Source organism: Streptomyces zaehneri, assembly GCF_032248645.1.
Lineage (GTDB): Bacteria > Actinomycetota > Actinomycetes > Streptomycetales > Streptomycetaceae > Streptomyces > Streptomyces coriariae.
Genome location: NZ_JASTTJ010000008.1, coordinates 1 through 24,854, shown reverse-complemented (window position 1 = coordinate 24,854; position 24,854 = coordinate 1). Strand labels below are relative to the sequence as shown.

Genomic DNA, 24,854 nt, shown 5'->3' with positions numbered 1-24,854 from the left:
GTGTCCCGGCACCTGTTACGCAGCGTCAGCGGTACCCGGAGAGGCTGCGGCGGCCTGTGCGGCGAAGCGGGCCTTCGCCTCGTCGACCTTGCGCCCGAAGTGCACGGACGCCCACCACAGGGCCCCGAAGAGCACCCCCAGGAAGAACATGATCGGGACGAAGAAGCCGGACGCGACGAGGGCGATCTGGAGCGCCCAGCCGAGGGCGACGCCTCCGGGCCGGGTGACCATGCCGCACAGCAGCACGCTGAAGAACATGGCGATGCCGCACACCGTCCACACCGTGGCGGTGGACAGGTCGGCGTCCTTCATGGCGACCAGACCGGCGAAGCCGATGACGAAGAACTCGCCGATCAGAGTCGAGGAGCAGAGCGTACGCATGGTGGGACCTCAGCCCTTTCCTAGAAGCAGCCGGGCCTCGCCGACCGTGATGACGGAACCGGTGACCAGCACCGCGCCGCCCGCGAACTCGCCCTCCTCCTCGGCGAGCGTGACCGCCGCCTCCAGAGCGTCGGGCAGCCTCGGCTCGACCTGGACGCGGTCGTCGCCGAACACCTCGACGGCGATCGCGGCCAGTTCGTCGGCGTCCATCGCGCGATGGCTGGAGTTCTGGGTGACGACGACCTCCGCGAAGATCGGCTCGAAGGCCTCCAGGAGCCCCCGCACGTTCTTGTCGCCGCTGGCCCCGACCACACCGATCAGCCGGCTGAAGTCGAAGGCCTCACCGACGGCCTCGGCGGTGGCCCGCGCGCCGGCCGGATTGTGGGCGGCGTCGAGGACCACGGTCGGGGAACGCCGTACGACTTCGAGGCGGCCCGGCGAGGAGACGGCCGCGAAGGCCTTGCGGACCGTGTCGATGTCGAGCGGTTCGGGCCGCTGGGAGCCGACGCCGAAGAACGCCTCGACGGCGGCGAGCGCGACGGCCGCGTTGTGCGCCTGGTAGGGGCCGTGCAGGGGCAGGTACACCTCGGGGTACTCGCCGCCCAGACCACGCAGCGTCACCATTTGTCCGCCGACGGCGACCTGGCGGGCGACGACCCCGAACTCCAGCCCTTCGCGGGCCACGGTCGCGTCGACCTCGACGGCCCTCTTCAGCAGCACCTGGGCCGCGTCGACCGGCTGCTGGGCCAGGATGACGGTGGCGCCCTGCTTGATGATCCCGCCCTTCTCGGCGGCGATCTCGGCGGTCGTCTCCCCGAGCCGGTCGGTGTGGTCCAGGTCGATGGGCGTCACGACGGCGACATCACCGTCGATCACGTTGGTCGCGTCCCACGAGCCGCCCATCCCCACCTCCACGACGGCGACGTCGACCGGCGCGTCCGAGAAGGCGGCGTACGCCATGCCGGTGAGCACCTCGAAGAAGGACAGCCGGTACTCCTGCATGCCGTCGACCATCTCGACGTACGCCTTGATGTCGTCGTACGTCTCGATGAACCGCTCGGCGGAGATCGGCGCGCCGTCCAGGCTGATCCGCTCGGTGATCGACTGGACGTGCGGGGAGGTGTACCGGCCCGTGCGCAGGTCGAAGGCGCCCAGCAGGGCCTCGACCATGCGGGCGGTGGAGGTCTTGCCGTTGGTCCCGGTGATGTGGATCGAGGGGTACGACCGCTGCGGGTCCCCCAGCACGTCCATCAGCGCTGCGATGCGGTCGACCGAGGGCTCCAGCTTGGTCTCGCCCCAGCGGGTGGCCAGCTCCGCCTCGACCTCGCGCAGGGCCTTGTCGACCTCGGGGTCCTCGGGACGCGTGGGCACATCGGCCTGCGGCGCGCCGCCCAGGGTGCGCAGGGTGCGGCTGCCGGCTTCGATGACCGCGAGATCGGGGTCGCGGTCGGTCTCCTCCGCGATGATCTCGTCGAAGGGATCGAGGGGGTCGGGCAGGTCGTCTTGGTTGCCGTTCGGGGGGAGCTCGCTCACGGGGCCAGTCTACGGACGGCCGGTGACAGAGGTGGGCGAAGGCCCCCGGAACCGTAACGGTCCCGGAGGCCTTCGCGTCGGGCGTCGCCGGGCGTCGTCAGGGCGCCCCACGCCGCCTACGCCTGCGGCAGGCGCTCCAGCTGCGTCTCGATGCGGGCGATGTCCTCGTCCGCCTTGGCGAGGCGGGCGCGGATCTTCTCGACCACGTTGTCCGGGGCCTTCGCCAGGAACGCCTCGTTGCCGAGCTTGGCGTTGGCCTGGGCCTTCTCCTTCTCGGCGGCCGCCAGGTCCTTGGCGAGGCGCTTGCGCTCGGCGACCACGTCGATCGTGCCGGACAGGTCCAGCGCGACCGTGGCGCCCGCGACCGGCAGAGTCGCCGTCGCCGAGAAGGCGTCGCCCTCCGGCTGGAGGCGGAGGAGCTGACGGATGGCGGTCTCGTGGGACGCCAGCGCCGTGCCGTCGAGCGTCAGCCGGGCCGGGACCCGCTGGCCGGGCTGGAGGCCCTGGTCGGCGCGGAAGCGGCGGACCTCGGTGATCACGGACTGCAGGCTCCGGATCTCCTGCTCGGCGGCCGTGTCCCGGAAGCCGCTGTCCTCGGGCCACTCGGCGATGACGACGGACTCGCCACCGGTGAGCGTGGTCCACAGCGTCTCGGTGACGAACGGGACCACCGGGTGCAGCAGCCTGAGGGTGACGTCGAGGACCTCGCCGAGGACACGGCCGGAGACCTTCGCGGGCTCACCGCCGGCCATGAACGTCGTCTTGGACAGCTCGACGTACCAGTCGAAGACCTCGTCCCACGCGAAGTGGAACAGCGCGTCGGAGAGCTTCGCGAACTGGAAGTCCTCGTAGAGCGCGTCCACTTCGGCGACCGTCTGGTTCAGGCGGGAGAGGATCCAGCGGTCCGTCGCCCCCATCTCGGACGGGCTCGGGAGGGGACCCTCGACCGTCGCGCCGTTCATCAGCGCGAAGCGCGTGGCGTTCCAGATCTTGTTGGCGAAGTTCCGGGACGCCTGGACCCAGTCCTCGCCGATGGGGACGTCCGTACCGGGGTTGGCGCCGCGGGCCAGGGTGAAGCGGACGGCGTCGGAGCCGTACTTGTCCATCCAGTCGAGCGGGTCGACGACGTTGCCGAAGGACTTCGACATCTTCTTGCCACGCTCGTCGCGGACCAGGCCGGTGAGGGCGATGGTCTTGAAGGGGACCTCGCCGTCCATGGCGTACAGGCCGAACATCATCATCCGGGCGACCCAGAAGAAGATGATGTCGTGGCCGGTGAGCAGGACGTCCGTCGGATAGAACTTCCGCAGGTCCGCGGTCTGTTCGGGCCAGCCGAGGGTGGAGAACGGCCACAGGCCGGAGGAGAACCAGGTGTCGAGGACGTCGGTGTCCTGGCGCCAGCCCTCGCCCGTCGGCGGCTCCTCGTCGGGGCCGACGCAGACGACCTCGCCCTCGGGGCCGTACCAGACCGGGATGCGGTGGCCCCACCACAACTGGCGCGAGATGCACCAGTCGTGCATGTTGTCGACCCAGTCGAAGTACCGCTTCGACATGTCCTCGGGGTGGATCTTGACCCGGCCGTCGCGGACCGCGTCGCCGGCCTCCTTGGCCAGCGGGCCGACCTTGACCCACCACTGCAGGGACAGGCGCGGCTCGACTGTGGTCTTGCAGCGCGAGCAGTGGCCGACGCTGTGGGCGTACGGCCGCTTCTCCGCGACGATCCGGCCCTGGGAGCGCAGGGCCGCGACGATGGCGGAGCGTGCCTCGAAGCGGTCGAGTCCCTGGAACGGGCCGTGGACGGTGATGACCGCGCGCTCGTCCATGACCGTGATCGACTCCAGGCCGTGGCGCCGGCCGATCGCGAAGTCGTTGGGGTCGTGCGCCGGGGTGACCTTGACGGCACCCGTGCCGAACTCGGGGTCGACGTGGGTGTCGGCGACGACGGGGATGGCGCGGTCGGTCAGCGGCAGCTTGATGTGCTTGCCGACGAGGTGCCGGTAGCGCTCGTCGTCGGGGTGGACGGCGACGGCGGTGTCACCGAGCATCGTCTCGGCGCGGGTGGTGGCGACGACCAGCGTCTCCTCGCCCTCGCCGTACTTGATGGAGACGAGCTCGCCGTCGTCCTCCTGGTACTCGACCTCGATGTCCGAGATGGCCGTCAGACAGCGCGGACACCAGTTGATGATGCGCTCGGCGCGATAGATCAGCTCGTCGTCGTAGAGCTTCTTGAAGATGGTCTGGACGGCCTTGGACAGACCCTCGTCCATGGTGAAGCGCTCGCGGTCCCAGGCGACGCCGTCGCCGAGCCGGCGCATCTGGCCGAGGATCTTGCCGCCGTACTCTTCCTTCCACTGCCAGACCCGCTCGACGAACTCCTCGCGGCCCAGGTCGTGGCGGGACTTGCCCTCCTCGGCGAGCTGCTGCTCGACCTTGTTCTGGGTGGCGATGCCGGCGTGGTCCATGCCCGGCAGCCACAACGCCTCGTAGCCCTGCATGCGCTTGCGGCGGGTCAGGGCGTCCATGAGCGTGTGCTGGAAGGCGTGCCCGAGGTGCAGGCTGCCCGTGACGTTCGGCGGCGGGATGACGATCGTGTACGGAGGCTTCTCGCTCTTCGCGTCGGCCTCGAAGTAGCCCCGCTCTACCCAGCGCTCGTACAGCGGCCCCTCTACGTCGGCCGGCGCGTACTGGGTCGGCAGTTCGGTGTGGGGCGCTGATGGCTGCTGCTGAGCGTTCTCGGTCACGCGCCCAGTTTAGGGGTGTCACGGCGCCGTCCCGAAACGTGTTTGCTCTGTAACGGTAGGGGCCCCGCTGCCGTGCAGGTGTTGGCTTTGAGCCAGGATGTGAAAATCACATAAGCATCTGGAGGGGAACCCAGAAATGAGTCACAACCAGCCGGGCCCGTACGGCGGGCCGCCCCAGCAGCCCGGACCGTACGGCCAGCAAGGCCCGTACGGCCAGCCGCCGCAGGCGCCCCAGCCCGGCTACGGCTACCCCCAGCAGCCCCCCGCCCCGCAGCCCGGCTACGGCTACCCGCAGCAGCCCCCGCAGGGCGTCCCCCCGCAGACCCCGCCCTACGGCCAGCAGCCGACGCCTCCCTACGGCCAGCAGCCCGCCTACGGCCAGCAGCCGCCCTACGGCCAGGCCCCTTACGGCGTCCCGCAGCCCCCGGCCCCGAGCGGCGGCGGCAAGAAGGCGGGCATCGTCATCGGCGCGATCGCGGTCGTCGCCGCGATCGGCGTGGGCGCGTACTTCGTGATCGGCGGAGGCGGCGGCTCAGGCGGCCTTGAGGACGACGGGCCGCACAAGCTGACGGCTCCAGCCTCCCTGCTGGCGAGCAAGTACAAGCGGATGGGAGATGCCAAGGAGGAAAAGGCGAGCGCGAGCGACGAGAAGGACCTCGCCCAGGCCGGGGTCAGCAAGGCCACCTCCATCGGCGCCATCTACTCCACCATCGATCTGACGTCCATCGACACCACGGACCCGAGCGAGCTCGCAAAGACGGAGACGGCCGAGAACGTCACCTTCTTCGGCATCTACGGCACGGTGAAAGACCCCGAGCAGGCTCTCGACATCACCCTGACCCAGATGAAGTCGGGGTCCGACGACGACGTGAAGTTGATCGGCGACGCCGAGACGGTGACTCCCGACAGCCTCGACGGAGCCGTGATGAAGTGCCAACAGGCCGAGAGCTCGAACGAGGTCACCAAGAAGACCCAGAAAACCTACATGTGCATCTGGGCGGACTACAGCACCATGGGCGTGATCGAGCCGACCGCGGGCTCCAAGACGTATTCACTAGACGAGTCGGCGCAGATTGCAGCTGACGTTCGCAAGGAAGTCCGCGTCGGTTCCTGACAACCCCAGCGCGACAGCAAGACATCTCACAGCCGGGATTCCCGACATTCGGGGAGGGCTTCACTCAAGCCACGATGAGGTGACGCGCACCACAGTCTATGTAGGACGACTCAGGCCCGCGACGGATTTTCTACCATGGCCACGTCAATCGAACGTGCGAATGGGGACACTGTGCGCAATCGCTACTCCTTGCTCATCGCGGCATCCGTGGCGTCGCTTGCGATACCCGTCGCGGCCACTCCTGCAGCGGCTGCCAACTACGAAAGCTCGTGTCTCACCGGCGGCGTAGTCGTAGCTGGGGCAGATGGCGGAGGCAGGTGGAATTACGCCAGCCAGACCAAGCTGGACCCGATGACTCTGTTCGTCACAGACAAGAAGGCGGACGGACACAGCGTGGGGGTAAGGCTCGTCACCCGAAGGAGCAACGGCACAAACGCCTATTGGGCGTGGCACCGTCTCTACGCCGGCGCCGGAAACACTCAGAGCTGGGGGACCAACCTCACGGACTCGGCAGGTGTCCGGCAAGCCTGGACACAGGTGGCTGTGTTCGAGGGTGACGCCATCCTCCAACTTTGCGTGACGCCCACGGGGACCAACCTGCACTGGTAGCTCACAGAGCCGCTGAGCGAGGGCAAACCGCACAACATCGTGGCGTGTGGCATCAAGCTCCACCGGCGTTCTACAGCCTCCCGTGATGTGCTGGTCTTGGGGCAACAGGCGTCGCTACAAAGCAAACAAGCAGAGGGCGCCCGGTCGAGAATCACCGGGCGCCCTCTGCGATTGTCTGGCTGCCTACGCCGTCTTCTGCTCGCCCGGGCCGCGGCCGCCGCGGGCGTCGCGCGGGATCAGGGTCGGGTTGACGTTGGAGAGGACCACGTCCGCCGTGATGACCACGCGGGCCACGTCCTTGCGGGAGGGGACCTCGTACATGACCGCCTGGAGGACTTCCTCCATGATCGCGCGCAGGCCGCGGGCGCCGGTCTGGCGGAGGATGGCCTGGTCGGCGATGGCCTCCAGGGCCTCCCGCTCGAAGTCCAGCTCCACACCGTCGAGTTCGAAGAGCCGCTGGTACTGCTTCACCAGCGCGTTGCGCGGCTCGATCAGGATCTGGAGGAGCGCCTCGCGGTCCAGGTTGTGGACCGAGGTGATGACCGGGAGGCGGCCGATGAACTCCGGGATCATGCCGAACTTGACCAGGTCCTCCGGCATGACGGCCTCGAACTGGTCCTTGGACTCCAGCTCGCGCTTGGAGCGGATCGTCGCGCCGAACCCGATGCCCTTGGCGCCGGCCCGGGTCTCGATGATCTTCTCCAGGCCCGAGAAGGCACCGCCCACGATGAACAGCACGTTCGTCGTGTCGATCTGGATGAACTCCTGGTGCGGGTGCTTGCGGCCGCCCTGCGGCGGGACCGAGGCGGTGGTGCCCTCCAGGATCTTCAGCAGGGCCTGCTGCACGCCCTCGCCCGACACGTCACGGGTGATGGAGGGGTTCTCGCTCTTGCGCGCGACCTTGTCGATCTCATCGATGTAGATGATCCCGGTCTCGGCCTTCTTGACGTCGTAGTCCGCGGCCTGGATCAGCTTCAGCAGGATGTTCTCGACGTCCTCGCCGACATAGCCCGCCTCGGTCAGCGCCGTGGCGTCGGCGATCGCGAACGGGACGTTCAGCATGCGCGCCAGGGTCTGTGCCAGGAGCGTCTTGCCCGAGCCGGTGGGGCCGAGCAGGAGGATGTTGGACTTCGCCAACTCGATGGCGTCCTCGCGGCTTTGGCCGCCGCCGTTCTCACCGGCCTGGACGCGCTTGTAGTGGTTGTACACCGCTACCGACAGGGCCTTCTTGGCGGGCTCCTGGCCCACCACGTAGCCCTCGAGGAACTCGTAGATCTCGCGCGGCTTCGGGAGTTCCTCCCAGCGGACCTCGCTCGTCTCCGCGAGCTCTTCCTCGATGATCTCGTTGCAGAGGTCGATGCACTCGTCGCAGATGTACACACCGGGCCCTGCGATGAGCTTCTTGACCTGCTTCTGGCTCTTGCCGCAGAACGAGCACTTGAGCAGATCGCCGCCGTCACCGATGCGTGCCACGGTGTGCTTCCCCTTCGCCTGGGAGACGACTGGACGCTTACGAGTCCAGCGGCTCCTGGTGCTGCCTTATTCCGACGGTACCTTGCCTGGCCCCCCGTTCGGGCCCCCCTTGGCACGGTTCACTGTGACGTGGACCGTGTCACACCGCCCCGAGGGGGGCTCGAACGGGACGACCCCGTGTGTCAAACGAGCGAGTTGTTGTTCAGCTTGCGGGTGGAGATGATCTGGTCGATCAGGCCGTACGCCAGCGCGTCCTCGGCCGTGAGGATCTTGTCGCGCTCGATGTCCTCGCGGATCTTCTCGATCGGCGTGGTCGAGTGCTTGGCCAGCATGTCCTCCAGCTGCGCGCGCATCCGGAGGATCTCGTTGGCGGCGATCTCCAGGTCGGAGACCTGACCGCGGCCCGTCTCGCTGTACGGCTGGTGGATCAGCACGCGCGCGTTCGGCAGCGCCATGCGCTTGCCCGGCGTGCCGGCGGCCAGCAGGATCGCGGCGGCGGAGGCCGCCTGACCCATGCAGACCGTCTGGATGTCGGGCTTCACGAACTGCATCGTGTCGTAGATCGCGGTCAGCGCCGTGAAGGAGCCGCCCGGGCTGTTGATGTAGACCGAGATGTCCCGGTCCGGGTCCATCGACTCCAGGCACAGCAGCTGCGCCATGACGTCGTTGGCGGAGGCGTCGTCGATCTGGACGCCGAGGAAGATCACGCGCTCCTCGAAGAGCTTCGCGTACGGGTCGTACTCGCGGACGCCCTGCGAGGTGCGCTCGACGAAGCGCGGGATGACGTAGCGGGATTCGGCGCGAGGGCCGGTGTATTCGGCCTCGGTGCGGGCGTAGATGCCGCTGCCGGGGAAGTCGTTCACGGTGTCTCCTGGAAAGAGGACTGGGGCGGTGGACTGGAGGGGCTGGATGGGGCACTGACGGCTTCCGAGGCCCTCGACTACCCGGGAGGCCTCGCGGGACCCTGAGGGGCTCCGAGGGCCCTTCAGGGGCTTCCTCGGAACTCCTGGAGCTGCGGGGGCCGCCGAGGCGGCTTCCCGGAAGTCCGGGACTCCCGAAGGACCTCCGAGCCGCGGACCTCCGGGGGCCTCTGGGCGCTCCCGCGAGCTTTCGGAACTCCGGGGCCTTAGAGGGCTTTCGGATCTCCGCAGGGGTCCGGGGGCTCCCGGGAACCCCGGAAGTGGCTCAGGGATTCAGGGGGCTCCGCGGAGCGCCCTGCGTGGCCCTGCTGCCGTCAGTGGTCTCAGGCCGCCCCGGTACCGCCGCCGCCCGGCATGCCGGCGGCCGTCGGGATGACGTCGTCGATGAGGCCGTACTCCTTGGCCTCGAACGCGTCGAACCAGCGGTCGCGGTCCGAGTCGCGGGTGACCTGCTCGACCGTCTGACCGGTGTGCTGGGAGGTCAGCTCGGCCATGCGCTTCTTGGTGTGCAGCAGCCGCTCGGCGTGGATCTTGATGTCCGAGGCCGAGCCCGCCAGGCCCGCGGAGGGCTGGTGGATCAGGATCTCGGCGTTCGGCAGCGCGAAGCGCTTGCCGGGGGTGCCCGCGCTGAGCAGGAACTGGCCCATGGAGGCCGCGAGACCCATGGCGATGGTCACCACGTCGTTCTTGATGAACTGCATCGTGTCGTAGATCGCCATGCCGGCCGTGATCGAACCGCCGGGGCTGTTGATGTAAAGGTAGATGTCCTTGTCCGGATCGGCGGCAAGGAGCAGCAGCTGTGCGGTGATCTTGTTGGCGATGTCGTCGTCGACCGCCTGGCCGAGGAAGATGATCCGCTCGCCGAGCAGCCGGTTGTAGACCTGGTCGCCGAGGCCACCACCGATGGGGTCGCCGGCGGCTGTGGGCATCAGATTCGTCACGTATCCACCTGCTCGTCTTACGACGGCGCCGGGCCGTCTCACGTGTACTGCCGGGGGCAACGGAGAGTCCCCTGCCCTCGTACTCATGGACCCTAACGCGCGGGTCCCTTCGGGGAATCCCGGAGAGGAGAGTGTTCGCCGGGGGCGTAGACGTGGGGCTCTCGTCGGCGTCTCGTCCGTGGGCGGCCACGGGCCGTCCGCGGACGGTCGCGCCCCGCAACGGGACCGCGCCTTCGGGCCGCGCGGCCCGCACCGGCGCTGCCCGGGCCGCGCAGCACGGAGCGCACCCCGACCCCGGCCCGCACACCGGCCCCGCACCCCTGGACGGGCCGCCCTGCGGCCGCCGCCGCTGCCACCGCCGCCGCGAGCCCGCACCGGCGCTGCCCGGGCCGCAGCACGGAGCCACCCCGACCCCGGCCCGCACGCACACCGGCCCGCACCCCTCGGCGGACCACCTTGCGGCCGCCACCGCCACCGCCACCACCGCCGGCACCGCGAGGCCCGTACCGGCGCTGACCAGGCCACAGCACGGAGCCGGACCCTGACGCCCGGTTGTCCACCGGCCCGAGCCGCTGGGCGGTCTGCCGCCTCGGGTGGGCCGCCCTGCGGCCGGCCGGTGCGCTGTGGCAGCCCATGCGGCAGCTCGTTGACAGCCCGTGCCGCCCATGCCTGCGCGACCGCCGCCGACGGCCGGCCCTGCCGTCACATGACAGAGGGGCCCCGGAGCGCATACCGCTCCGGGGCCCCCCGTATCCGCGTCAGAGGTGACGCGAGGCCGATCAGGCCTCGGTGTTCTCCTCGGTGTTCTCCTCGGAGGTCGTCGCCTCGGCGGCGTCCTCCTCGGCCTCTTCCTCGTCGTCCAGGTCGATGACCTCGCCGTTGGTGTCCTTCACCGTGGCGGACTCGACGACCGTGGCCAGAGCCTTGCCGCGGGCGACCTCGCCGACCAGGAGCGGAACCTGGCCGCCCTCGACGACCGCCTGGGCGAACTGGTCGGGGGACATGCCGGAGGAGGCGGCACGGCGCATGAGGTGCTCGGTGAGCTCCTCCTGGTTGACGTTCAGCTTCTCGCGCTTGACGAGCTCGTCGAGCACGAACTGGGTCTTGATGCCCTTGACCGCGGCCTCACGGGTCTCGGTCTCGAACTCCTCGGCGGTCTTGCCCTGGATCTCCAGGTACTTGTCGAGGTCGAGGCCCATCTGGCCAAGCTGGTGGTGCTCCAGGTTGTGCTTGCGGGTGTTGACCTCGTCCTCGAGCAGCTTCTCGGGGACGGGCACCTCGACGAGCTCCAGCAGCTTCTCCAGGACGCGCTCCTGGGCCTGCGTGGCCTGGTCGTACTGCTTCGTGTTCTCGAGGCGCTTGCGGCTGTCGGCCTTGAGCTCCTCGAGGGTGTCGAACTCGGAGGCGAGCTGCGCGAACTCGTCGTCCAGCTCGGGAAGCTCACGGGCGGCGACCTGGGTGACCTTGACGGTGACCTCGGCCTCCTTGCCGGCCGCCGAGCCGCCCTTGAGCTCGGAGGTGAAGGTGGCCTCGCCACCGGCCTCCAGGCCCTTCACGGCCTCGTCGATGCCTTCCAGCAGCTCGCCCGAGCCGATGGTGTAGGAGACGCCGCTGGCGACGCCGTCCTCGAGGATCTCGCCGTCGACCTTGGCCTCCAGGTCGACGGTCACGACGTCGCCGTCCTCGGCGGCACGCTCGACCGGGGAGGTCGAGGCGAAGCGCTCACGGAGCTGCTCGACCGCCTTGTCGATGTCCTCCTCGGACACCTCGACGGCGTCGACCTCGACCTCGATGGAGGAGAAGTCCTCGGGGAGCTCGAGGGAGGGACGGATGTCGACCTCGGCGGTGAAGTTCAGCGTCTCGCCGTCCTTCAGCTCCGTGATGTCGACCTCGGGCTGGCCGAGGACGTCGATCTCGGCCTCGTTGACCGCCTCCGTGTAGAACTTCGGCAGCGCGTCGTTGACGGCCTCCTCCAGCACGGCGCCACGGCCGAAGCGCTGGTCGATCACCCGGGCGGGGATCTTGCCCTTGCGGAAGCCCTTCACCGTGACCTGCTGGTTGATCTTCTTGTACGCCGCGTCGAGGCTGTCCTTGAGCTCCTCGAAGGGCACCTCGATGCTGAGCCGAACCCGAGTCGGGTTCAGGGTCTCCACGGCGCTCTTCACGGTTCGGTCTCCTTGGGGGCTGACTTCTTGGTTTCTGCAGGAGCCAGACCGGCTCCCGCGGATTCGCCGCCCGGAGGACCTACCAGAGGATGAGGCACACGGGCGTGCAGCTTGCATAGTAACGGCAGCGGCGACACGCCCCAAAGGCGATCAAGCGAGGTGACCGCGCAGATGGCCGCTGACGGCCGGTGATGGCCGTTCGGTGGTCACCGATGGCCGGGTCGGTGGCCGGAGATGGCCGTTCCGGGCGTTTCGGTGGCCGCTCACGGCCGGTCGTTGGTCGGGGTGGCGGGATTTGAACCCACGGCCTTCCGCTCCCAAAGCGGACGCGCTACCAAGCTGCGCCACACCCCGTCTGGTGCGACACGTAGGGTACATGCCCGCAGGCCGCCTGACCGCCGCTTTTACCCAGCCTCGGGGCGCGCCGCGGCGGGCCCGGGGAACGGGGTGTGCGCGGCGGGGCGCCGACCCGCTACGATGCCTGCAGTGCCGCGGTCGCTGACCTGCGGCGCGTCATGTGCGGGCGTAGCTCAATGGTAGAGCACTAGTCTTCCAAACTAGCTACGCGGGTTCGATTCCCGTCGCCCGCTCTGTACGGCCCGGGCCGGGTCGGAGATCACTTCTCCGACCCGGCCCTCGTCGTGTTCCGGTGCACCCGCCCGCACGCGGGGGCGGGCCTCAGAAACTGATCGAGTTGATGGTGTCCGCGAGGGAGTCCAGGAAGCGGTTGATCGACGGGGCCATGCCGGTCGAGGCGAGGAAGAAGCCGAACAGGATCGCGACTATCGCCGGCCCCGCCTTGATCGACCCTCCCCGGATGAGCACCACCAGGATGATCGCCAACAGCAGCACCACTGACAGTGAAATGGCCACAACTGATCACACACCCTCGGTCGGTCCGCACTCCCGAGACCATCGTGCCACCAACGGGGCCTCCCCATGCGGCCCGTGACACATCATCGCGCGAACGCGTCCGGCCGGGGGTGCGCCGCACAGCAATTCGAGGCCGTACCCGGACAGGGAATTGGGGCAGTTCGTTGCCGTGTCCACACAACGCCTGCGCAGGTAATTCGAATTGTGGCCGCAGCCCGATCAACTACAGGTGCACAACCGGCGTTATGCACCTTTTAGTCGGGATGAATCGTGACATCAAGGCCGGATGCGTGCGGTAGCCACCACCTTCCGGGGTCAATACGGCGGGCAATCCGGAGGGCAATAACAAGGAATGACCTGGGGCGTTTTACGAATACGCGCGCGCGACGCTAGGGTGCCTCAAATGTTCCACGCCGCCTCGTCTCTCGTTCAGAGCCCCCGCTCGCCCCGGAACCGGAACGATCAGCACGACCAGCACGACCAGTCCAGGGACAGATCCGTCGGACGGCCGTCCCCGCGGCCCGCCGCGAAGCGCGACGCGTTCTTCGACAACGCGAAGTACCTGGCGATCGTGCTGGTGGCCATGGGACACGCCTGGGAGCCGCTGAAGGGCGACAGCCGGGTGCTCACGGCGGCGTACGTGCTGGTGTACACCTTCCACATGCCGGCCTTCATCGTCATCTCCGGCTACTTCTCCCGCAGTTTCGACGGCAGCCCCGCCAAGCTCAAGCGGCTGGTGACGGGCATCGTCGTGCCGTACGTCGTCTTCGAGACCGCCTACCCGCTCCTGAAGACGTACGTCGACGGCTCCCCCCAGGACATCAGCCTGCTCGACCCCTACTACCTGACCTGGTTCCTGTGCGCACTGTTCATCTGGCGGCTGACCACACCCATCTGGAAACTGGTCCGGTATCCACTGCCGCTCGCGCTGGGCATCGCCATGGCGGCCTCCGCCACCCCGAACATCGGTGGTGACCTGGACCTCCCGCGCGTGCTTCAGTTCCTGCCGTTCTTCGTGCTGGGACTGATCCTGAAGCCGGAGCACTTCGCGCTGGTGCGCAGGCGCTCGTTCCGGATCGCGGCGGTGCCGGTGTTCGCCTTCTCGCTGGCCTTCGCCTGGTGGGCGGTACCGCGGATGAACAGCGGATGGCTTTACCACCGCAACTCCGCGCAGGAGCTGGGCGTCCCGTGGTGGGTCGGTCCCGTCATGCAGCTCGCCCTGTTCGGCTGCTCCCTGCTGCTGACGGCCTGCTTCCTTTCCTGGGTTCCGGGTCGCACGATGTGGTTCACGGCACTCGGCGCGGGCACGCTCTACGGCTATCTGACGCACGGCCTGCTGCTCAAGACCGCCGACTACCGCGGCTGGTTCGATCACCGCGCGCTGCACCGCCCGCTCGGGGAGATCGCCGTCACGGTCGTCGTGGCCGTACTCGTCACCCTGTTGTGCACCGCGCCCGTTCGGCGGGTGCTGCGGTTCGTGGTGGAACCGAGGATGGACTGGGCCTTCAAGCGGGACGCCGCCGAACTCGCCCGCGAGCGCGAGAAGGCCGAGACCGCCGCGAAGGCCGAGCAGGCCGAGCAGCGGCAGAAGCCCGGCGTGCGGGGACAGCAGGAGCAGCCGGCGGACGTCGTGGGCTAGGGCGTTGCCTTTGGATCAGCCCGGGTCCGGGGAGCCCGGCGCGGCACCTCGCGGCGTTGTCGCACGACCCGCGTACGACCCGCGTACGACCAGCACGCGGGTCATGCTCCGGCTTGCGAAGCACCGCTCCGGACACCGCGGCCTGATCCGGCCCGATCCAGAACAAGCGCCCTCTAGACGCCCTCGTCCCGCCGGGCCGTGAGACCGAGGAGCGCGTGCATCCGTGCGTACTTCTCCGTCAGTCGCGCCCGGGTCGGTGCGTCCAGGACCGCGAGCCGCGCCGGGTCCGCGTTGTGCGCCAGGTCCGCCTCCTTCACCAGCAAGGCGCCCGGCGTGGCCAGGATGCGCCCCGCGTACGCCTCCGGCGTCTCTCCCGCCCGTTTGGTGACCGCCAGGACGACGGCCTTCGTACGGTCGCTCAGCGCCGCCGAGTCCAGCCAGGTCCCGGACAGGGCGTCGTCCTCGACGGCGTCGTGCAGCCAGGCTGCCGCGATCTGATCGGCGTCGCCGCCCCGCGCCCGTACGCCCTCCGCGACCGCCTGGAGATGCTCGGCGTAGGGCCGGCCCGCCTTGTCGGTCTGTCCCTGGTGGGCGGCGCGGGCGAGGCTCTCGACCTCGGACAGGGTGAGCATCGTGGGTGGCCCCCTCGGGGGTGTCGGGAGCCCCGGCGGAGCACAGGACGGTACGGGCGAGCTCGGAGGCTTCAGGGGAGTTCAGGACGGTACGGGAGAGCTCAGGACAGGGGGGCCGACTGGGACGTCGGGCCCTCGCGGCAGACCAGCAGCAGGGCGCGGTCGTCGTTGACGTCCTTCGCCACCGCCTCGATCAGGTGCCAGGCGGCGCCCTGGAAGCCGCCGGCCACATACCGGTCGGCCTCGCCGGTGAGGCGGTCGATGCCCTCGACGATGTCCCGGTCGGAGGTCTCCACCAGGCCGTCGGTGAAGAGCATCAGCACATCGCCGGGGCGCAGTGAACCCTTCACAGGGTCGAACTGGGCGCCGTCGTACACCCCGAGGAGGGGGCCCTCGGCGGCCTTCTCCTCCCAGCGGCCGCTGCCCGCGCTGAGCTGGAGGCCCGGCGGATGGCCGGCCGAGTAGAGCTCGTAGTCACCGGAGTCGAGGTCGAGGACCAGGTGGATGGAGGTCGCGAAGCCCTCGTCCCAGTCCTGGCGGAGCAGATAGCCGTTGGCGGCCGGGAGGAAGGCGTGCGGCGGCAGCGAGCCCAGCAGGCCGCCGAAGGCGCCCGACAGCAGCAGCGCTCGTGAACCTGCGTCCATGCCCTTGCCGGAGACGTCCGTGAGGACGACCTCCATGGTGCGGCCGCCGTTCGTCCGGGCCGCGACGACGAAGTCACCGGAGAACGACTGGCCCCCCGCGGGCCGCAGCGCCATCTCGCGGTGCCAGCCGTGCGGCAGGCTCGGCAGCTTGCTCTGCACCCGGATGCGTTCGCGCAGGTCGAAGAGCATGGTGCCGCCGCGCCGCCAGGGCACGCCGACCCGGCTGCGGAACTGGGCGATGAGCAGTCCGAAGAAACCGCATGCTGCGACGACCAGGACCACGCCGGGGGTGACTCTGGACGGGCCCTGCGTGTACGGGCCCAGTTGCACCGACTCCACGATGAGGGCCGTGGCCGCCGCGGCGTACAGGCCGAGCAGACTCGACGGGCGCAGCAGCAGTCCGCCGGCGACGATCGGCAGGACCAGGGCGGCCGGTGAGCACCACACCGAGTTGGCGAGCGTGGTGACCGCGATCAGCGGGACCGTGAGCAGCAGGAACGCCAGCGCGATCCAGTCCGAACCGTCGCCGCGGAAGTAGTCCACGGCGCTTCTGCGCAGGCCGGTGCGGACCCGGTGCATCAAGTGCTTCAACCGGGCCGTCAACGTCTCGGCTTCCGCGCGCCGCTGCCGTCCTACTGCCATTAGTTCGGGACCCTATCCATCGAACCCGCCGCTTGGCACGGGAGGTCCCACTTGTCCCCCCTCCGAGGCTCAACTTCACAGTCAACTTCACGGAAAGCGCTCGCGCCCCGAGGAGGGAGAAATTGGCTGGCTCGTCCCGCATTGGACTGCTAGGCATGAGTCCATGACGAGTGAGGCGACGGGCCGTGCGACCTCTTCCGCGGCCGAACGCCGGGAAATGCGGAAGGTGCGGGAGATGCGGGAGTCGCGGGAACCACGAGTGCTGCGCCGGGACGAATGGGATGAGTGGTACGAAACCCTGCTCCGCGCCTTCGGCGGGATCGGGGAGTCGACCGAGGAACGGGAGCTTTTCAGGGCGCTCACCTCGTACGAGCGCTCCCTGGGCGTGTGGGACGGCGACCAGTGCGTGGCCACGGCGGGGGCTTACGACTTCCGGCTGACCGTACCGGGCGGGGCCTCGGTGCCGGCGGCGGGCGTGACGATGGTCGGCGTGAGCGCGACCCACCGGCGGCGCGGGGTGCTGACGTCGATGATGCGGCGGCAGTTGGACGACGTGCGGGAGTGGGGCGAGCCGCTCGCGATCCTCACCGCCTCCGAACCGGACATCTACGGACGGTTCGGGTACGCCGCCGCAGCCTTCGGACTGCACGCCGAGATCGACACCAGTCGGGTACGGCTGTCCGTCCCGGCCGGCACGGACGACGTACGCCTGCGCTACGTCGACCCCGGCGCGGAGCTCGAGGTGTGCGAGGCGCTGTACGCCCGGACCGTGCCCATCCGGGCCGGGATGCTCGCGCGCCGGCCCGGATGGGAGCAGCTGGGGCTGCTCGATCCGGCGAGCGAGCGGAACGGGGCGTCACCGCTGCAGTGCGTGCTCGCCGAGCGGGACGGAGAGGTCACCGGGTACGTCCGCTTCCGGGTGCGGCCCGAGTGGCGGGACAGCGGGCACAACGGGCAGGTGCGGCTCCAGGACCTGGTCGGGGTCGATCCGGTGTCGGAGGCGGCGCTGTGGCGGTTCCTGTTCGGGATCGACCTCACGACCTCGCTGAAGGTGCGGGCGCGGCCGATGGACGAGGCGTGGCAGCATCTCGTCTCCGACATCCGGCGGTGCGAGCTGCGGGTGCGGGACTCGTTGTACGTGCGGCCGGTGGACGTGGGCGCGGCGCTCGAGGCGCGGACGTATCAGGCGCCGGTCGACGTGGTGTTGGACGTCCAGGACGCCTTCTGCCCCTGGAACTCGGGGCGTTGGCGGCTGTCGGGGGACGCCAAGGGCGCGGTGTGCGGGCGCACCTCCGACGCCGCCGATCTCGCGCTGTCCGTAAGGGAGTTGGGGGCGGCGTATCTCGGGGGTGTCAGTCTGGCCTCGCTGGCGGGGGCCGGGCGGGTACGGGAGCTGCGCCAGGGCGCGCTCGCGGAGGCCTCCGTCGGGTTCGGGGCGACCACGGCCCCTTGGCTGCCGCACGGGTTCTGACGGGTCCGCCTATGGCGGGTCCGCTGCTGGCGGGTCCGCCGCTGACGTGTCCGCTGCTGACGTGTCCGCTGCTGGCGGGTCCGCCGCTGACGTATCCGCTACTGGCGGGTCCGCTACTGACGGGTCCGCTACTGACGTGTCCGCGCGGTCGGCTCCGTCGGCAGGCGGGGCACCGGCGGTCAGTTCTGCTGACAGGTCGGGCACCAGAAGAGGTTGCGGGCGGCGAGGTCGGCGGTGCGGACGGCGTCGCCGCAGAGGTGGCAGGGCTGGTGGGTACGGCGGTAGACGTACACCTCGCCGCCGTGGTCGTCGACGCGCGGGGGGCGGCCCATCGCTTCCGGGGTGTGCTGCGGGCGGACCGTGTCGATGCGGTTGTTGCGGACCCCCTCGCGCATCAGGACGACCAGATCGGCCCAGATGGCGTCCCACTCGGTGGGGGTGATGTCCCTGCCCGCGCGGTACGGGTCGATGCGGTGCCGGAAGAGGACCTCTGCCCGGTAGACGTTGCCGACGCCGGCGATGATCTTCTGGTCCATGAGGAGGGCGGCGATCGTCGTACGGCTGCGGGAGAGGCGGGTGTACGCGGCCTGGGGGTCGGCGTCGGCACGGAGGGGGTCGGCCCCGAGGCGGGCGTGTATCGCCTGCTTCTCGTCACTCGTGATCAGGGCGCAGGTGGTGGGCCCTCGGAGGTCCACGTACGAGGTGGCGTCGGCGAGGCGGAGGCGGACGGTGTCCGTGGGAGGCGGCGCGGGGGCCTGGCCGAAGGTGACCTTGCCGAAGAGGCCCAGGTGGATGTGGATCCACCGGTCACCGGTGAAGCCGAGGAAGAGGTGTTTGCCGTGGGCCTCGGTACGGGTGAGGGGGACGCCGGTGAGGAGGGCGGCGGCATCGGTGAACTTGCCCTGAGGGCTGGTTACTTGGAGGGGATGGTGGGTGAAGCGGGCGTAGTCCTGCGCCAGTCGGTGAATCGTGTGCCCTTCCGGCACCGGGGTCTCCTTCTCTTTCCCACCCGCCCACCTGACTCGGTCAGGTGACAGGTCACCCACGCCGGGGCACCGCCCCGACCCCTCTCCCGCCCGCCACCCGACCCGGCCTGGTGACGGTTGGAGGTCCAGGGCTCCGCCCCGGGCCCCGCGGGAGCTCCGCCCACCGCACCCCCGACGGGGCTTCACCCCTGCACCCCCGCTGGGCTTCACCCCTGCACCCCCGGTGGGGCTTGGCCTCTCCACCCCGGCGGCGCTTCGCTCTCCGTCCGGCGGAGCCTCGCGCCCCCGGTGGAGCTCTACTCTCCGACCCCGACGGGACTTCGCCCTCCGTGCAGACGGAGCCTCGCATCTTCGCCCCGGCGGAGCCTCACTGACGCCGGCACGCCCGGCGGAACCTCGCTGCCGCCTCCACGCCCCGGCGGAACCTCACTGACGCCTCCACGCCCCGGCGGAGCCTCGCTGACGTTTCGCTGTCGGCGAGGCTCCGTCCGCGGCCTACTGCTGCGGGTGGTGGGGCGGGATCGCCGGGAGGTCGCCCGTGGTCTCGTACGACGACAGCATGTCGATGCGGCGGATGTGGCGTTCGTCCTCGGAGAACGGGGTGGCGAGGAAGGTCTCGACGAACTTCGTCGCCTCGTCCTGGGTGTGCATGCGGGAGCCGACCGCGACGACGTTGGCGTTGTTGTGCTGGCGGCCGAGGGACGCGGTCTCCTCGCTCCAGGCCAGGGCGGCACGGACGCCCTTCACCTTGTTCGCCGCGATCTGCTCGCCGTTGCCGGAGCCGCCGATCACGACGCCGAGGGACTCGGGGTCCGCGGCCGTCCGCTCCGCGGCGCGGAGGCAGAAGGGCGGGTAGTCGTCCTGGGCGTCGTAGATGTGGGGCCCGCAGTCGACCGGGTCGTGACCCGCCGCCTTGAGCCATTCGACGAGGTGGTTCTTGAGTTCGAAGCCGGCATGGTCCGAGCCGAGATACACGCGCATGGGTCGAGTGTGACACGAGTCTTGCGGGGTAGCAGCGCCGGGTGCCGCGTCCGAAATCCCTGAGCAATCCCATAGAAGCTCAGGAAAAGCTCAAGTAACGATCTGGAATCAAAGGTTCCCGAATTCAGTGGCCTCGGATTCACTGGACCGGCTCGTACGCCCCCCACGCACGACGCACTGATTCCCCTCACGCGGCGCAAAGGAAAACCATCCTCATGACTTCGCAGCCGACCCTCACCAAGGCCGACCACGGCCCCGGAGGTTCCGGAGAACCCGGAAGCGGACCCGGATCCGGGCTTCAGGCAGGGCTCAAGAACCGGCATCTGTCGATGATCGCCATCGGCGGGGTCATCGGAGCCGGATTGTTCGTCGGTTCCAGTTCCGGTATCGCCACCGCCGGGCCGGGCATTCTGCTGTCCTACGCTCTCGTCGGCACGCTCGTGGTGCTGGTGATGCGGATGCTCGGCGAGATGTCCGCGGCCAATCCGACCTCCGGTTCGTTCTCCGCGCACGCCGACCGGGCGCTCGGCCGCTGGGCCGGATTCTCCATCGGCTGGCTTTACTGGTTCTTCTGGGTCGTCGTGCTCGCGGTGGAGGCCACCGCCGGGGCCAAGATCCTCGAAGGGTGGATGCCGGGCGTACCGCAGTGGGGGTGGGCGCTCATCGTGATGGTGGTGCTGACCGCCACCAACCTCGTCTCCGTCGGGTCCTACGGCGAGTTCGAGTTCTGGTTCGCCGGGATCAAGGTCGTCGCGATCGGCGCCTTCATCGTCGTCGGTGGGCTCGCCGTCTTCGGCGTGCTGCCCGGTGTCGACAGCGACAAGGCGGGACTCGGCAACCTCACCGAACACGGCGGCTTCCTGCCCAACGGACCGGGCGCCATCCTCACCGGTGTGCTGCTCGTCGTCTTCTCCTTCATGGGCAGCGAGATCGCCACCCTCGCGGCCGGCGAGTCCGAGAACCCGCAGCGGGCCGTGACGAAGTCCACGAACAGCATCATCTGGCGTATCGGCGTCTTCTACCTCGGTTCGATCTTCGTCGTCGTGACACTGCTGCCCTGGGACGACGCGTCCATCAAGGAGCAGGGCTCCTACGTGGCCGCCCTCGACTCCCTCGGGATCGCGCACGCCGGTCAGATCATGAACTTCATCGTGCTGACGTCGGTGCTGTCCTGTCTCAACTCCGGCCTCTACACGGCCTCCCGCATGGCCTTCTCGCTCGGCGAGCGAGGTGACGCGCCGAAGATCTTCGCGCGGACGACGAACCGTGGTGTTCCTCTCGCCGCGATCGTCGCCTCGGTCACGTTCGGGTTCGTCGCCGTCTTCTTCAACTACAGGTTCCCGGACTCCGTCTTCCTCTTCCTCGTGAACTCCAGCGGCGCCGTGGCCCTGTTCGTCTGGCTCGTGATCTGCTTCTCGCAACTGCGGATGCGGAAGATCATCCAGGCCGAGTCGCCGGAGAAGCTGGTCGTGAAGATGTGGCTGTACCCGTATCTGACCTGGGCGACGGCCGCGCTGATCGTCTTCGTCCTCGGTTACATGCTGACCGACACCGAGGGGGAGAGCAGCGGGCGGACGACCGTGCTGCTGTCGCTGCTCGTCGCCGCCCTCGTGGTCGGCGTCGCCTTCCTGAAGGAGAGCCGGGTCAAGGCCAGGGCCGGGGCCGGGGCTGCTACTGCCCCTGTCTCTGGCTCTGACTCGGCCGCCGACCCGGTCTCTGGCGCGGTCTCTGGCGCCGGCACTGGCTCCGGCACTGGCACTGGCGGGCGCGAAGTCGAGTAGCTCCGCTCGGAGGTCGATGAAGGGGGTCCGCTTCGGCGGGCCCCTTTTTTCGCCGGGTCACATCACGGTGAAACTGTCCTTCACCTTCTCGTACGTCTTCAGGGCCGCCGCCTCGGCCGCGGGCTGGTACCAGGTGTTGATCTGGTACGACTTCCCGCTCTCGTCGAAGCCCAGGAGCCGGGCGTGCCAGGGGGTGCCCTGGAGCGTGAAGGTGTACTCCCAGACGACCGCCGGCCGGCCTCGGAACGTCGTCTCCTCGAGGCGGATCTTGCTGTAGTCCCGGCCCTGGTGGGCGTTCCGTTCGGAGGTCCGCCAGGTGTCCATCAGGTCGCCGCGGGCCAAGGAGGACTTGGCGACGAGCTCCTGGCTGCCGTCGGGTGACGTGTAGTGCACCTCCGCTCCCGTCTTCACATCCCGCCGCCAGCCCTTGGGTGTCGCCCACGCGAAGCCTCCGGCTTCCTGGTGCGTGCCCGGGGGCAGGCTCGGGGGCCTGAACGTCCCCTCGACGGTGGGCGACGCCGAGGGAGTCGTACCGGAGCCGGGACCGGTGCCAGAGCCGGTGCCAGAGCCGGTGGTCGAGCCGGCGACCGGGGACGACTTGGGCGAGGTGCCGCCTGCCTGGTTGTCGCCGTCGTGCGAGCCGGGAGCCGACGCCAGCACGATCGCGAGGACCGTGGCCACGACGGCGACACCGACGGCGGCGACCGCGCCGGTCCGGCGCCCCGTCCAGCCCCCCGTACGTCCCCTCTGCCCTTCACTCCCCGTAGGCCCCGTAGGCCCCGTAGGCCCCGTAGTCCCCGTAGTCCCCGTAGTCCCCGTAGTCCCCGTAGTCCCCGTAGTCCCCGTACGGTGTCCGGCGTCCCCGGGTGAACGGCGCCTGCCGGCACCGGAAGTGGCCGGGCCAGCCGGACCGGGCAGCTCACCGCCGGGTGGCGGGCCCGCTCGACGGGTCGGCGTCGAGTGCGGGGCCGGGTGCGGAGCCTGGTGCGGGGCCGGGTTGCGTTCCGTCACCGCTCGGGAGCGGGCGAGCGAGATGCCGGAGCGCGGGGCTGGCGTTCCCTGCGGGCCGGGGGACGGAGGTTCGGAGCCCGCCTCCGAGCGCATCTCCGAGGCCGCTTCGCTGGAGGCGTCGGCGGAGGCAGCGATGGGGGCACCGGCGGAGGCATCGGCGGCATCAGGGGGGTCGTCGGGCGAGTCGGGTGCGTGGGGCGAGCGGGTCGCCTTGACGGGGCTCAGGAGTATGCGGGTCGGCGATTCCCGCAGTGGCGATTCCCCCACGTCCGAGAGCGGTTCCGGCCCCCGACCCCGTGCCGTCCCCTTGGCCTCCGTGATCCCCCCAGTCCCAGCGATCCCCTCAACCCCGGCGATCCCCTCCACGCTGTCGGCATCGCCGGTCCCCGCTCCCTCCTCCACCGCCTCCACCGCCACCTCCGCCGCCGGCACCGCCTCGGCCCGCGTCGGTGTCGGCGGCGGGAAGGCTATGCGCTCGAGGCTGGATTCCAGGGCGGTGAGGGTGGGGCGGGCGGTGGGTTCCTTTGCCAGGAGGGCGGTCAGGATGTCGTACAACGGGCCCGCGGCGGAGGGAAGTCGGGGTTCCTCGTAGAGGACCGCGTGCAGGGTCGCCAGGGTGGTGTCCCGGGAGAAGGGGGAGCGGCCGGCCAGGGCGGCACAGAGCGTCGCACCCAGGGACCACACGTCGGAGGGCGGGCCCTGCGGGTGGCCCGAGATGCGCTCGGGGGCCATGTAGTCCGGGGAGCCGACCAGCATGCCGACCATGGTCAACGCCTTCGTGTCCTGGATGGCGGCGATGCCGAAGTCGGTGAGGACGATCCGTCGGACGCCGGTCCCCCCGTTGCCCGCCGCGCTGCTCATGCCTTCCACCAGCACGTTGCCCGGTTTGATGTCACGGTGCAGCACTCCCCTGGCGTGCACCTGGCGCAGTGCCGTGACCAGGCCCAGGCCGATCCGGGCGGTTTCGCGTGGACCCAGTGGGCCTTCCTCGGCCATGATCCGTTCGAGGGAGCGTCCGGCCACCAACTCCATGACGATCCAAAGGCGTTCGCCCTCGTCGACGACGTCGTAGACGCGCACCACGTTGGGATGGTCGATGCGGGCGGTGGCCCTGGCCTCGCGCAGGGTGCGTTCGCGGCGGGTGCGGGTGTCCTCCGAGTCGAGGCCGTCGATGCGCATCTCCTTCACCGCGACCTGCCGGTCGAGCACCTCGTCGGTGGCTCGCCACACGCGCCCCATTCCCCCCTGGCCGATACTCTCGACCAGCCGGTAGCGCCCCGTCACCAGTAACCCGGGGAAACCGCCACTCCCGGAATTCCCCGTGTTCCCCGCACCCCCCGCGTTCCCCGTAATCCCCGGATTCCCCGCATTCCCCGGATTCTCTGTGTTTCCCGCATTTCCCGGCAATCCGCTGCACCCCCTCCATTGCCCGGCCCCGGAACACAATAGTCACACTTACTGCCCTACCAGCATAGTGTGGAGAAATCTTGTGGTACCTCTTCCAGTACTGCGAATTCAGGCGCAGCCAAGGGGGGCGAACATGAGTTCTCGTCGCGCGAAGACCGTCGTCGGATCGCTGGTCGTGGCATCTTTCTCGGCGGTGTTGATCCTTTCCTTCCCCGCCGGGGCGGACGATCAGGGGCCGGGGAGCGGCAAGGGGGGAAAGCCCGTCGACGAGGCGCCCGCGGGCGTGAAGACGACGACGACACTGCCGGAGCGGATCTCGGTCGACAACGCTTCCGGGAAAACGGCGATCACCGCCACGGTGAAGAACGAGGGAACCAAGGACAGCGGACGGACAAGGCTTTTGATCGTCGGGTTCGACGGCCTTTCGGTCAAAAGCGTTCAGGGGTGTGATGCCATCGCGAGGAAAGATCTTCCGGAAGGATCCAACAGCGGTTTCTCCTGCCCCATCGACAACCTCGCGGCCGGAGCGTCCAAGTCGTACGCCGTCGACGCGACCTTCGACCTGAGCAAGACCGGGAAGATCTGTCTGCCCGTCCAGACCGCCGACGGGAAGAAGACGTTCTGGCAGCAGGGCCCGGTGCCGTTCGGGACGACGAACCCGTCGCCGAACGCGCCCGCCACCCCGCTGCTCCTCGGCACGGACAACACACCGGTGGGTCCCGGCGGCGACGAACTGCCCAAGACCGGTGTCGGACGGGACGTGTTGCCGCTCGGCGCGGCCGGAGCCGCACTGCTCGCGGCGGGCGCGGCCGGACTGCGGTGGTCCCAGCGGCGGCCGGAGCGGCGGGAGAGCTGACCGCGCCCCACGCGAAAGGGGTTCGCCGGGTCGGGTCGCGTGACGCGACCCGAC

At 69.5% G+C, this 24,854-nt stretch carries 18 protein-coding genes and 2 tRNA genes; 6 read left to right on the top strand and 14 right to left on the bottom strand.

Annotated features, from left to right (window positions below):
• Nucleotides 1-15: 15 nt before the first annotated feature.
• The 3 genes from QQM72_RS15295 to QQM72_RS15285 form a co-directional block, all read right to left on the bottom strand.
• Nucleotides 16-381, bottom strand: a complete 366-nt coding sequence (locus QQM72_RS15295; protein ID WP_314221424.1) for a DUF4233 domain-containing protein — start codon at nt 379-381, stop codon at nt 16-18.
• Nucleotides 382-390: 9 nt separating this feature from the next.
• Nucleotides 391-1,914, bottom strand: a complete 1,524-nt coding sequence (gene folC / locus QQM72_RS15290) for a bifunctional tetrahydrofolate synthase/dihydrofolate synthase (protein ID WP_314221423.1) — start codon at nt 1,912-1,914, stop codon at nt 391-393.
• Nucleotides 1,915-2,030: 116 nt separating this feature from the next.
• The gene (locus QQM72_RS15285; RefSeq protein ID WP_314221422.1) at nt 2,031-4,655 is read right to left on the bottom strand and encodes a valine--tRNA ligase; all 2,625 of its coding nucleotides are present in this window, start codon (nt 4,653-4,655) and stop codon (nt 2,031-2,033) included.
• 136 nt (nt 4,656-4,791) lie between these two features.
• On the opposite strand from QQM72_RS15285, the gene QQM72_RS15280 reads away from it, so the two are divergent.
• Nucleotides 4,792-5,769, top strand: a complete 978-nt coding sequence (locus QQM72_RS15280; RefSeq protein ID WP_314221421.1) for a hypothetical protein — start codon at nt 4,792-4,794, stop codon at nt 5,767-5,769.
• A gap of 792 nt (nt 5,770-6,561) precedes the next feature.
• Here QQM72_RS15280 and clpX read toward each other — a convergent pair.
• The 5 genes from clpX to QQM72_RS15255 form a co-directional block, all read right to left on the bottom strand.
• A complete protein-coding gene (gene clpX / locus QQM72_RS15275; RefSeq protein ID WP_020127826.1) occupies nt 6,562-7,851 on the bottom strand; it encodes an ATP-dependent Clp protease ATP-binding subunit ClpX in 1,290 nt (429 codons plus the stop codon).
• 182 nt (nt 7,852-8,033) lie between these two features.
• Nucleotides 8,034-8,714 (bottom strand): ATP-dependent Clp protease proteolytic subunit, encoded by a 681-nt coding sequence (locus QQM72_RS15270; protein ID WP_020127827.1) that lies wholly within the window; start codon nt 8,712-8,714, stop codon nt 8,034-8,036.
• A gap of 380 nt (nt 8,715-9,094) precedes the next feature.
• A complete protein-coding gene (locus QQM72_RS15265; protein WP_028806515.1) occupies nt 9,095-9,700 on the bottom strand; it encodes an ATP-dependent Clp protease proteolytic subunit in 606 nt (201 codons plus the stop codon).
• Nucleotides 9,701-10,491: 791 nt separating this feature from the next.
• Nucleotides 10,492-11,877: a trigger factor gene (gene tig, locus QQM72_RS15260; RefSeq protein WP_314221420.1), complete on the bottom strand. Its 1,386-nt coding sequence runs from the start codon at nt 11,875-11,877 to the stop codon at nt 10,492-10,494.
• A 277-nt stretch (nt 11,878-12,154) separates the two neighbouring features.
• Nucleotides 12,155-12,231: transfer RNA gene (locus QQM72_RS15255), tRNA-Pro, on the bottom strand.
• 165 nt (nt 12,232-12,396) lie between these two features.
• Between QQM72_RS15255 and QQM72_RS15250 the strand changes: the two genes are divergently transcribed.
• Nucleotides 12,397-12,467: transfer RNA gene (locus QQM72_RS15250), tRNA-Gly, on the top strand.
• Nucleotides 12,468-12,555: 88 nt separating this feature from the next.
• On the opposite strand, the gene QQM72_RS15245 is transcribed toward QQM72_RS15250, so the two are convergent.
• Nucleotides 12,556-12,750, bottom strand: a complete 195-nt coding sequence (locus QQM72_RS15245) for a hypothetical protein (protein ID WP_030779494.1) — start codon at nt 12,748-12,750, stop codon at nt 12,556-12,558.
• A 403-nt stretch (nt 12,751-13,153) separates the two neighbouring features.
• Between QQM72_RS15245 and QQM72_RS15240 the strand changes: the two genes are divergently transcribed.
• Nucleotides 13,154-14,389: an acyltransferase family protein gene (locus QQM72_RS15240; protein ID WP_314221419.1), complete on the top strand. Its 1,236-nt coding sequence runs from the start codon at nt 13,154-13,156 to the stop codon at nt 14,387-14,389.
• Between the two features lie 173 nt (nt 14,390-14,562).
• Here the strand turns inward: QQM72_RS15240 and QQM72_RS15235 are convergent, their stop codons facing one another.
• Together QQM72_RS15235 and QQM72_RS15230 are read right to left on the bottom strand one after the other, a co-directional pair.
• Nucleotides 14,563-15,021, bottom strand: coding sequence for an HD domain-containing protein (locus QQM72_RS15235; RefSeq protein WP_314221418.1), 459 nt, complete (start codon nt 15,019-15,021; stop codon nt 14,563-14,565).
• A 101-nt stretch (nt 15,022-15,122) separates the two neighbouring features.
• Entirely contained in the window at nt 15,123-16,307 is a 1,185-nt protein-coding gene (locus QQM72_RS15230) for a PP2C family protein-serine/threonine phosphatase (protein ID WP_314221417.1), read from the bottom strand.
• A 235-nt stretch (nt 16,308-16,542) separates the two neighbouring features.
• On the opposite strand from QQM72_RS15230, the gene QQM72_RS15225 reads away from it, so the two are divergent.
• Nucleotides 16,543-17,778, top strand: a complete 1,236-nt coding sequence (locus QQM72_RS15225) for a GNAT family N-acetyltransferase (RefSeq protein WP_399077454.1) — start codon at nt 16,543-16,545, stop codon at nt 17,776-17,778.
• Nucleotides 17,779-17,957: 179 nt separating this feature from the next.
• Here the strand turns inward: QQM72_RS15225 and QQM72_RS15220 are convergent, their stop codons facing one another.
• A complete protein-coding gene (locus QQM72_RS15220) occupies nt 17,958-18,764 on the bottom strand; it encodes an Fpg/Nei family DNA glycosylase (RefSeq protein ID WP_314221416.1) in 807 nt (268 codons plus the stop codon).
• Nucleotides 18,765-19,259: 495 nt separating this feature from the next.
• On the bottom strand, nt 19,260-19,745 hold the full coding sequence (locus QQM72_RS15215; protein WP_314221415.1) for a ribose-5-phosphate isomerase: 486 nt from the start codon (nt 19,743-19,745) through the stop codon (nt 19,260-19,262).
• A 215-nt stretch (nt 19,746-19,960) separates the two neighbouring features.
• Here QQM72_RS15215 and QQM72_RS15210 point away from each other — a divergent pair, with 215 nt between their 5' ends.
• Entirely contained in the window at nt 19,961-21,526 is a 1,566-nt protein-coding gene (locus QQM72_RS15210) for an amino acid permease (protein WP_314221414.1), read from the top strand.
• 57 nt (nt 21,527-21,583) lie between these two features.
• On the opposite strand, the gene QQM72_RS15205 is transcribed toward QQM72_RS15210, so the two are convergent.
• Nucleotides 21,584-23,776 carry a serine/threonine-protein kinase gene (locus QQM72_RS15205; protein WP_314221413.1) on the bottom strand — a complete coding sequence of 731 codons (2,193 nt, stop codon included), beginning with the start codon at nt 23,774-23,776 and terminating at the stop codon, nt 21,584-21,586.
• Between the two features lie 301 nt (nt 23,777-24,077).
• Between QQM72_RS15205 and QQM72_RS15200 the strand changes: the two genes are divergently transcribed.
• Entirely contained in the window at nt 24,078-24,800 is a 723-nt protein-coding gene (locus QQM72_RS15200; RefSeq protein WP_314221412.1) for an LPXTG cell wall anchor domain-containing protein, read from the top strand.
• Nucleotides 24,801-24,854 lie beyond the last annotated feature (54 nt).

Excerpts from the sequence above, each read along its gene's own strand:
- QQM72_RS15280 (WP_314221421.1), top strand. The coding sequence starts at position 4,792 with ATGAGTCACAACCAGCCGGGCCCGTACGGCGGGCCGCCCCAGCAGCCC.
- QQM72_RS15215 (WP_314221415.1), bottom strand. The coding sequence starts at position 19,745 with ATGCGCGTGTATCTCGGCTCGGACCATGCCGGCTTCGAACTCAAGAAC.
- QQM72_RS15210 (WP_314221414.1), top strand. The coding sequence starts at position 19,961 with ATGACTTCGCAGCCGACCCTCACCAAGGCCGACCACGGCCCCGGAGGT.
- QQM72_RS15295 (WP_314221424.1), bottom strand. The coding sequence starts at position 381 with ATGCGTACGCTCTGCTCCTCGACTCTGATCGGCGAGTTCTTCGTCATC.
- QQM72_RS15230 (WP_314221417.1), bottom strand. The coding sequence starts at position 16,307 with ATGGCAGTAGGACGGCAGCGGCGCGCGGAAGCCGAGACGTTGACGGCC.
- QQM72_RS15235 (WP_314221418.1), bottom strand. The coding sequence starts at position 15,021 with ATGCTCACCCTGTCCGAGGTCGAGAGCCTCGCCCGCGCCGCCCACCAG.
- QQM72_RS15240 (WP_314221419.1), top strand. The coding sequence starts at position 13,154 with ATGTTCCACGCCGCCTCGTCTCTCGTTCAGAGCCCCCGCTCGCCCCGG.
- QQM72_RS15205 (WP_314221413.1), bottom strand. The coding sequence starts at position 23,776 with ATGGGGCGCGTGTGGCGAGCCACCGACGAGGTGCTCGACCGGCAGGTC.
- QQM72_RS15200 (WP_314221412.1), top strand. The coding sequence starts at position 24,078 with ATGAGTTCTCGTCGCGCGAAGACCGTCGTCGGATCGCTGGTCGTGGCA.
- QQM72_RS15265 (WP_028806515.1), bottom strand. The coding sequence starts at position 9,700 with ATGCCCACAGCCGCCGGCGACCCCATCGGTGGTGGCCTCGGCGACCAG.
- QQM72_RS15225 (WP_399077454.1), top strand. The coding sequence starts at position 16,543 with ATGCGGGAGTCGCGGGAACCACGAGTGCTGCGCCGGGACGAATGGGAT.